This window comes from uncultured Sphingomonas sp. (genome assembly GCF_946477935.1).
In the GTDB taxonomy this organism is placed as follows: Bacteria; Pseudomonadota; Alphaproteobacteria; order Sphingomonadales; family Sphingomonadaceae; genus Sphingomonas.
On sequence record NZ_CAMLAC010000151.1, the window covers coordinates 1 to 8,987 of the forward strand.

Sequence of the window (8,987 nt, forward strand, 5' to 3'; positions counted from 1 at the left end):
CACCCGGCCACCCCCAGCGTCGCACCCGCGCCGCCCACCACCGCGCTCCCCACGCCGCGCGCCACCAGCCGCGGCAGGGCGACCCGCGCGATCGGCGCCAGCAGCCACCGGTCGAACCCGCTGCGCCGCCCGGATACCAGCGCGGCCAGCACCGCACGGCTGCGCTCGTCCAGCATCCGCCCGTCGCGCACCACGCCGTGGCCGGCGCGGATCGCCTCCGCCGGCACCAGCACATGCGTCGCCCGTGCCTGCGCGGCCATGCGCAGCAACGTCGATTGCAGGTCGTAGTCACGCGGCAGTGCCGCCACCTCGGCCACCCGCTTGGGGTCCAGCCGGGCAACGCCTGCCCAGGCCATCTGGCCGCCGACCCGCTCCAGCCCGGCCTGCGCATCCACCTCCGGCACGACCAGCAGCGCGTCGCCGCCCTCCTGCGCCAGCGCGGCCACCGTCGCTTCGCTCGCCACCAATCCGTCCGCCAGCATCACCAGCCGCGACAGCGGATGCAGCTTCTCCACCGTCTCCGCGGCGGAGCGAACGGCATCCACCACCACGCCGCGCTGCCCGATCCGTGCGATCGCACCCAGCAGTTCCGGCGTAAGCCGCGCCACCACCACGATGATCTGCGCCGCACCGGCGGCCACCAGCAGGCGCGCCTGATATTCGATCAGCGTCACGCCCGCGAACGGCAGGGTGGCCGTCAACCGCCCGGGGCGGTCCTCGGCGTCGTCTATGGCGAAAAGAAGCCCGGCAAGCATGACCGGCTGTTAGGCGCCTCGCGGGCTCACGGCCAGCCCCGTTTCCGCCCTCCACACCCCCGCTTCATAGCCGGCCCGGGCTAGCCCCGCGCCAGGCCGGTGCGGCGAACGGTGTGCTATCCCCTTCCTGATGCCGACAAACATGATAAACCGGTCGCGTGAACGGGGGCCAGAAATGATCGTAGATTTGCGCGCGGATCAACCGCGATCGGCCATGGAGCCCATGGAAGAAGACCTCGCCCCCGAACCGGCGCCTGCCGACCATTTCGCCTTTGCCGAGCACGAGGCCGTCGATCCGTTGCCAGACGCGCCCTCGCGCCTGCCGCTGATCCTCGCCATCGGCGCCACGCTCGCCTGGGTCGTCCTCGTCCTCGCGCTCGCCGGATCGCAACTCCCCCGGCTGACCGCGGTGGAGGCCGTGCAGTTCGTCGCCGCGCTTGCCAGCGTTCCCATCCTGATCGCGCTGGTCTGGCTCCTCACCCAGCGCAACAGCCGTGCAGAGGCGGTGCGTTTCGGCCTTACCGCGCAGGGCATGCGACAGGAGGCAGTGGCGCTGGAACACAGCGTCGCCGCCATCACCCGCTCGCTGGACGCCAACCGGGTCGAACTCGCCAAGCAGGTGTCGGCGCTCATGGAAATGGGCCACGCCGCGCAGCAGCGCCTCGGCGCAGTCAGCAGCGGCTTCGCCGACGAGATCGCCGCGGCCGATGCCCACGCCCGCAGCCTGTCCGACGCTGCCGCCGCGACGCAGGCCAGCCTCGGCGTCCTCCTCGCCTCCCTCCCGCGCGCCACCACCGACATCGAAGCCGTCGCCACCCTGCTCGACCGCGCCGCACAGTCCGCCGGCGACCACGCCGCCGCGCTCGACGCGCAACTCGTCGCCCTCGGCCGCCGCGGCGAAGACGCCGACATGATCGCCACCGGCGCCGCCCAGCGCCTCGCCGCGCACATCCAACGCATGGAGGCATCGGGCGACACTGCCGGGGCGCGGCTGGAGTCGGTCGCTGCAGAGATGTCGGCAACCGTGGACCTGTTGCTGGACCGGACGGCGCATGCGGTGGACGAATCGCGCAAGTCGATCGCCGCACAGGGCGAAGCGATGCTGGCGATGGTCTCCACCCATCAGTCCGCTTTGGAAATCAGCGCGCGCGACAGCGCCGATGCGCTCGCCGACCGCATCGCCTCGATAGACACCGTGATCGAGCGGGTCACCGCCCGGCTCGACGCACACCGGGTCGCGGGCGACGTCATGGTCGATCAGTTGCATGCCGGGATCGATCAGGTCGAAACCCGCATGGCGTCGCTGCAATCCCAGGGGATCGAGCGCAACCAGATGCTTGCCGCCTCGATCAGCGCGCTCACCGGCTCCGCCGATGCGATGACGGTCGCGCTGGAAGCCGGCGACACCATGGCCACCCGCACGATCACGTCGGCCGAACAGTTGCTCGTCGCGCTCGACGCCGCCGCACGCGAGATCGACGAAACGCTCCCCGAGGCGCTGGCGCGGCTCGATACCCGCCTCACGGCCAGCAAGCAGGTGGTGAGCGCTGCCAAGCCCGAGCTGCTCGCCCTCGTCACCGCGGCGGAAAGCACGCATGACGCGATCGAGGCGATCGCCGGCGTCATCGCCGAACAGCGCCGCACCCTCGACACCCTATCTGCGACCTTGCTGGACACGCTCTCGGCCGGCCGCGCCAAGGCGGATGCGCTGGGGCATGTCGTCGACGAGACGATCGAGCGCACCCACCGTTTCGCTGAGGAGGCCGCCCCCCGGCTGGTCGATGCCCTGCTCCGCGTCCGCGAAACCGCCGTCACCGCCGCGGACGAAGCACGCGACACCCTTGCCGGCATCGTGCCCCAGGCGGCTGGTCTGCTGGAACAGGCCAGCAGCGAGGCGATGCGCCGCGCCACCGCCGACACCGTACAGCGCCAGATCCAGGCGATCGCCGACGCCACCGATCAGGCGGTCGCCGCTGCCACCCGCGCCACCGAACGCGTCGCCGCCCAGGTCCAGTCGATCGCCGAACAGGCCGCGGTCGTCGAGACCCATGTCGAAGACGCGCGGAACGAACGCGAAGCGGCCGATCGGGACAGCTTTGCGCGCCGCGCCTCGCTGCTGATCGAATCGCTCAACTCCGCGGCGATCGACCTGACCAAGATCTACGCGCCCGACGTCACGGACAGCGCCTGGGGCGCTTATCTGAAGGGGGACCGGGGCGTCTTCACCCGCCGCGCGGTCCGCATCCTTGATGCGGTGCAGGCGCGCGACATCGCCCGGCTGTATGACGACGACGCGAAGGTGCGCGAGCAGATCAATCGCTACATCCATGATTTCGAGGCGATGCTGCGCGGCGTCCTTGCCCAGCGCGACGGCTCTCCGCTCGGCGTCACGCTCCTGTCGTCGGACATGGGCAAGCTCTATGTCGCACTCGCCCAGGCGATCGAACGCCTGCGCTGAACCGGCAAGCGGAGCAAAACATACCGTGGCGGGTTTCGCACAGGTTAGCATTGCCTGGTGCAAGGCGCCGGGTTCGGCCTGATCCTCAAAAGGAGCGGTCCCGGCACTGCCTTCGTCACCATCAGGGGGATTGAAGCGTATGTCCGTCGATCGTGGCCGCGTGGAAAATGGCGGGCTGATCCTGTTCCTTGCCGGGATCACCCTGGCGCTGGGCCTGGTCGTGTCCAGTTTCGCCGGTGCGCTGCTCTGGGCGGCCCTTGCCGCGTTGCTGTTCCAGCCGCTCTTTCAGCGCCTGCTCGCGCGCTGGCCCGATCGCCGGAACATGGCAGCGGCGGTGACCCTGCTCATCATCACCGTGGCCGTCGTCATCCCCGCGATCGTCATCGCCAGCCTGGTGGTCGACCAAGCCGCCGGGGTCTATACCCAGATGCGCAGCGGCCGGATCAACTTCGCCGCCTATTTCCAGCAGGTGCACGATGCCCTGCCGCTGCGGCTCCAGCATCTGCTCGACAGTTCCGGCTTCAACAGCTTCGAGCGCGCCCAGGCCCGGATTTCCGCGGTAATCAGCAACAGCGTCAGCGTCATCGCCTCCCAGGCCCTCTCCATCGGACGCAACGCCGCCGCCTTTCTGCTCGCTTTCGGCGTCGGCCTTTACGTCACCTACTTCCTGCTGCGCGACGGCGACCGCCTCGGCCCCGCCATCGTCCGCGCCATGCCCCTTCAACCCATTGTGGCGGAACGGATTGCGGACAAGTTCGTGGCCGTGGTCCGGGCCACCATCAAGGGTTCGGGCGTGGTGGCACTCGTCCAGGGGGCGCTGGGCGCGATCACCTTCTGGATCGTTGGCATTCCAGCCGCCCTGCTCTGGGGTCTGCTGATGGCGATCGCCGCGCTGCTCCCTGCCATCGGCCCTGCGATCATCTGGGTGCCGATCGCTATCTATCTCCTGGCGACCAGCGCCATCTGGCAGGCGGCCGTGGTCATCCTCTCCGGCGTTCTCGTCATCGGCCTCGCCGACAACATCCTTCGCCCCATCCTTGTCGGACGCGATACGGGCATTCCCGACTGGCTGGTTCTCGTCACTACGCTGGGCGGGATCGACCTGATCGGGCTCAGCGGCATCGTCGTCGGCCCGCTGGCGGGCGCACTGTTCATCACCGCATGGCAAATCCTGACCGAGCAGCGCGAGGAAGAGACTAACCCTTCGGAACGCCCACCCAGTCCAGCGTATCGGCCGTGATCCAGCCGAACACATAATTGGCGTAAAAGGCGCCGAACATGGCGGTGGCGACGATCGTCACCCACAGCAGCACGCGCCCCGGCCGGAAAACATGCGGGGCGCTTTCGGCGGTGCCGGGGACATGCTCGCCCCCGGCCTCCTGCGTGGTCCTGACCCCGAAGGGCAGGACCAGGAACACCGCCAGGAACCAGAACAGGACGTAGATTGCGAGCGCCGACGTCCAGTGCATGGTTCTTACGCCTCGATCACCAGCACATCGACGATCGGCTTCTTGCCGGTCCACCGCGTGGCCACCCGGCGCACCGCCAGCCGCACGTCCTCGCGCATCTTCTCCATCGGACGTCGGCCATTCTCCACCGCCTTGGCGGCCGCTTCGACCGCCTCGGCGATGAACGCGTCGCGCTCATCCTCCACCGGCACGCCCTGCACCCGCACCTGCGGCCGCCCGAACGCCCGGCCCTTCGCCGTCGCCACCGCAACGGAGATCTGGCCGTTCAACGCCAGCTTGCGCCGCTCGTTGATCGTGGAACCATCGGACGGCAGGATCACGTCGCCGTCCAGCACCAGCCGGCCGATGCCGGCACGCCCGACCTTCTTCGGGTCGCCGGGCAGCAGACGTACGATATCGCCGTCCGACTGCACGATCGCCTGCGGTACGCCCTTCGACAAGCCGAAGCGCGCATGCTCCATCATGTGCCGCATCTCGCCGTGAACGGGCACGAGTACGTTCGGCTTGATCCAGCTATACATCTGCGCCAGCTCGGGCTGGCCCGGATGGCCGGAGACGTGGACATGCGCCTGACGCTCGGTCACCATCCATACGCCCTTGCCGGCCAGCGTGTTCTGGATGCGGCCGATCGCCACCTCGTTGCCGGGGATCTGCTTGGACGAGAAGACCACGGTATCGCCCGCGTCCAGCCGAACCGTGTGGCTGCCCTCGGCGATCCGGGCCAGCGCGGCGCGCGCCTCGCCCTGCCCGCCCGTCGCCACGATCAGCACCCGGTCACGCGGCAGCTTCATCGCCGTCTCGGGATCGACCGTCTCGGGGAAACCCTTGAAGTAGCCGCAAGCACGGCCGACCTTCAGGATCCGGTCGAGCGAGCGACCGGTGACGCACAGCTTGCGCCCCGTTTCCTTGGCCACCTCGCCCAGCGTTACCAGGCGCGCCGCGTTCGACGCGAAGGTCGTCACCACCACGCGCCCGCGCGCCTTGGCTACCGTCTCGGCCAGACCCTTGCGAACGCTGGCCTCGGAACCAGAGGCTTCGGTGTTGAAGATATTGGTCGAATCGCACACAAGCACATCGACGCCCTTGTCGCCGATCGCGCTCAGTTCATCGGCCGAGGCCGGATTGCCGATGATCGGCGTCGCATCCAGCTTCCAGTCGCCGGTATGGAACACCCGGCCCGCCTTGGTCTCGATCAGCAGCGCGCTCGACTCCGGGATCGAGTGCGACAGCGGCACGAAGGTGAAGCCGAACGGCCCCACCTGGAAGCTTTCACGCTGCTCCATCACGCGCAGCTTCACGCGGTCGGCAATGCCTTCCTCGTCCAGCTTGCCACGGATCAGCCCGGCGGTGAACGGCGTGGCGTAGAGCGGCACGCCCAGATCCTCCGCCAGATAGGGCAGCGCACCGATATGGTCCTCATGCCCGTGGGTCAGCACGATGCCGACCAGATCATCCAGCCGGTCCTCGATAAAGGCCAGATCAGGCAGCACGACATCGATGCCGGGATAGGCCGGGTCGGCGAAGGTGATGCCGCAATCGACCATCACCCATTTGCCTTCGGTGCCGTACAGATTGACGTTCATGCCGATCTCGCCGGATCCGCCGAGTGCGCAGAACAGAAGTTCGTTGGTCTTGGGAGTCATTCATTTCCTGTCAGAAGGGCCCGGTTGTACCCGGGTCTTGGGGAATGGCACCGCCATCGGTGCCGTCATACGTTGCGTTGATGAGCGCTGGCTGCCTGCCTGTGCGGGAATGCGTTTCATTGGATATGGGCGCGTTGCCACATGATCGCCAGCCCCTGGATCGTCAGATCCGGCTCGATATGATCGAAGACCGCCGTATGCCGCTCGAACAGCGTCGCCAGCCCGCCGGTCGCGATCACCCTGACCGGCCGTCCGACTTCCGCCTTCAACCGGGCGACTAGCCCTTCGATCATGGCGATATAGCCCCAATAGATGCCGATATGCATCTGGTCGACCGTGTTGCGGCCGACCACGGTTTCCGTCTCCGGTGCCTCGATCGCGATGCGGGGCAGTTTGGCTGCGGCGGTCACCAGCGCATCCAGCGACAGGTTGATGCCGGGCGCGATGATGCCGCCCTTGTACGCACCCGAATAATCGCTGACGTCGAAGGTGGTCGCCGTTCCGAAATCGATCGTGATCAGGTCGCCGGGGTACAGGGCATGCGCCGCGATCGTGTTGACCGCCCGGTCCGCGCCCAGCGAACTCGGCTCGTCCACGTCGATCGCGATACCCCATTCCAGTGGCGCACGCCCCGCGATCAGTGCGTCCGAGCGGAAATATTTGCTCGCCAGCACCTGCAGGTTGTGGAGCGCCCGGGGCACGACGGTGGCGATGATCACCCCCTTCACATCCTCACGGGCATAGCCCTCCAGCGCCAGCAACTGGCTCAGCCAGACCGCATATTCGTCGGCGGTGCGCCGCGGATCGGTCGCGATGCGCCAACGACCCTTGATCGTCCGCCCATCAAGCAGCGCGAAGACCACGTTGGTGTTGCCGGCATCGATCGCGAGCAGCATGATGTTCCTCAGATCAGAAAGATGTCGGCGGCGTGCATGACACGGGACGCTCCGTCCGCCAAGCGCAGCCGCAGCGCGCCATCGGGCGCCAGTCCGTCGAAATAGCCCTCGACCACCCCGCCATCAGGTAACCGCGCCGTCATCAGCGTGCCGACCGGATGCGCCCGGGAAAGCCATCGTTCCACCACGGGGCTCAGCCCCTCGGTGCGCCAGACGCTCACCCATTGCTCGATCGCCTCCGCCAGACTGTCGAGGAATGCCTCCGCCGTCACCGATACGCCATGCCCCACCAAACTGGTCGTGGGACGATCCGGCAGGTCGGGATGATGCGCCAGGTTGACGCCGATGCCGATGACGAGCGCGTCCTCTGCACGCTCCAGCAATATGCCCGACAGCTTCGCGCCAGCCAGCAAGAGATCGTTGGGCCATTTCAGGCGAAGCGCGCCTGCCGCGCTCTCGTGCAGTAGGTCGCGCACCACCTGCTCCAAGGCAACGGCTGCGACAAAGGCCAATCCGGCGGCACCGGGGTCGGCGGCACGCAGCCGCACCAGCGTGCTGGCATAAAGATTGCCCGGCGGGGACGACCAAGGTCGCCCTTGCCGCCCGCGCCCCGCATTCTGCCGATCGGCCCAAAGCCAAACCCCCTCCTCGGCACCGGCCTTGGCCAGCGCGAGGAGGTCGGCATTGGTAGAGCCCGTTTCCGCGACGTGAAGGATACGGGTCAGCGTGGCAATCCGATCAGAACAGCGCCTGCGCCGCTGCCATCGTCCAGACACCAAGTGCCGGGATCAGGAAATATCCAAGCGGCGACACGAAGATCGCGGTGAGTGCGATCAGGCCGCCCTCCACGGGATTGGCAACCGGTGCAAAGGCCGGCGCAGGTTCGTCGAAGTACATCGTCTTGACCACCCGCAGGTAATAATAGGCACCGATGACCGAGGCCGCGATGCCGATCACCGCCAGCGGGAACAGCCCGGCATGCACCGCCGCCTGGAAAACCGCGAACTTGGCGTAGAAGCCGAACAGCGGCGGGATACCGGCCAGCGAGAACATGAAGATCGCCAATGCCGCGGCCAGGCCGGGCCGCGTGCGCGACATGCCCGACAGGCTGGCGATGCTCTCCACCGACTGCCCATCCGCATCGCGCATCTGCAGCACCACCAGGAAGCTGCCCAGCGTCATGACGACGTAGATCGTCATGTAGGTCAGGACCGAGGCGACACCTTCCGCTGTCCCGGCCGCAAGGCCGATCAGTGCGAAGCCGACATTGTTGATCGACGAATAGGCGAGCAGTCGCTTGATGTTCGTCTGGCCGATCGCGGCGACCGCACCAAGGACGATCGATGCAAGTGCTGCAAAGATCACGATCTGGCGCCACTGGTCCGTCGCCGGCCCCATCGCCTCGACCGCGACGCGCACGCTGAGTGCCACCGCAGCGACCTTCGGCGCCGACGCGAAGAATGCGGTCACCGGCGTCGGCGCGCCTTCATACACGTCGGGCGACCACATGTGGAACGGCACCGCGGCGATCTTGAACGCCAGGCCGGCGAACACGAAGACCAGGCCGAACATCAGCCCCAGCGACCGCGCCTCACCCGCAAGCAGATGATCCGCCGCATAGGCATTGGCGATGCCGTCAAACATCGTCGTCCCGGTGAAGCCGTACACCAGGCTGATCCCGTAGAGCAGGATGCCCGAGGCAAGCGCGCCCAGCACGAAATACTTGAGGCCCGCTTCGGCCGACCGGGTATCGCGGCGCATGAAGC

General features: G+C 67.7%; 7 protein-coding genes and 1 pseudogene. 2 read left to right on the forward strand and 6 right to left on the reverse strand.

Features of this window, described 5'->3' with window-relative positions:
• Nucleotides 1-701, reverse strand: a pseudogene (locus tag Q0U08_RS14315) (hypothetical protein); the annotation flags it as partial.
• Nucleotides 702-978: 277 nt separating this feature from the next.
• Here Q0U08_RS14315 and Q0U08_RS14320 point away from each other — a divergent pair.
• Both Q0U08_RS14320 and Q0U08_RS14325 read left to right on the forward strand, forming a co-directional pair.
• Nucleotides 979-3,213, forward strand: coding sequence for a hypothetical protein (locus Q0U08_RS14320; RefSeq protein ID WP_298092109.1), 2,235 nt, complete (start codon nucleotides 979-981; stop codon nucleotides 3,211-3,213).
• Nucleotides 3,214-3,352: 139 nt separating this feature from the next.
• Nucleotides 3,353-4,453, forward strand: a complete 1,101-nt coding sequence (locus Q0U08_RS14325) for an AI-2E family transporter (RefSeq protein WP_298092111.1) — start codon at nucleotides 3,353-3,355, stop codon at nucleotides 4,451-4,453.
• On the opposite strand, the gene Q0U08_RS14330 is transcribed toward Q0U08_RS14325, so the two are convergent.
• The 5 genes from Q0U08_RS14330 to Q0U08_RS14350 all read right to left on the reverse strand — a co-directional run.
• Complete coding sequence (locus tag Q0U08_RS14330; RefSeq protein WP_298092112.1) at nucleotides 4,410-4,682, reverse strand: DUF1467 family protein; 273 nt, start codon at nucleotides 4,680-4,682, stop codon at nucleotides 4,410-4,412. The two genes, Q0U08_RS14325 and Q0U08_RS14330, sit on opposite strands and share 44 nt — an antisense overlap.
• 5 nt (nucleotides 4,683-4,687) lie before the next feature.
• Nucleotides 4,688-6,325 (reverse strand): ribonuclease J, encoded by a 1,638-nt coding sequence (locus tag Q0U08_RS14335; RefSeq protein ID WP_298092113.1) that lies wholly within the window; start codon nucleotides 6,323-6,325, stop codon nucleotides 4,688-4,690.
• A gap of 116 nt (nucleotides 6,326-6,441) precedes the next feature.
• Nucleotides 6,442-7,221, reverse strand: coding sequence for a type III pantothenate kinase (locus tag Q0U08_RS14340; RefSeq protein WP_298092114.1), 780 nt, complete (start codon nucleotides 7,219-7,221; stop codon nucleotides 6,442-6,444).
• A gap of 8 nt (nucleotides 7,222-7,229) precedes the next feature.
• Nucleotides 7,230-7,937 carry a biotin--[acetyl-CoA-carboxylase] ligase gene (locus Q0U08_RS14345; protein ID WP_298092116.1) on the reverse strand — a complete coding sequence of 236 codons (708 nt, stop codon included), beginning with the start codon at nucleotides 7,935-7,937 and terminating at the stop codon, nucleotides 7,230-7,232.
• Nucleotides 7,938-7,959: 22 nt separating this feature from the next.
• Nucleotides 7,960-8,987: NADH-quinone oxidoreductase subunit N (locus tag Q0U08_RS14350; protein ID WP_298092115.1), on the reverse strand; the 1,028-nt coding region annotated here is incomplete at its 5' end.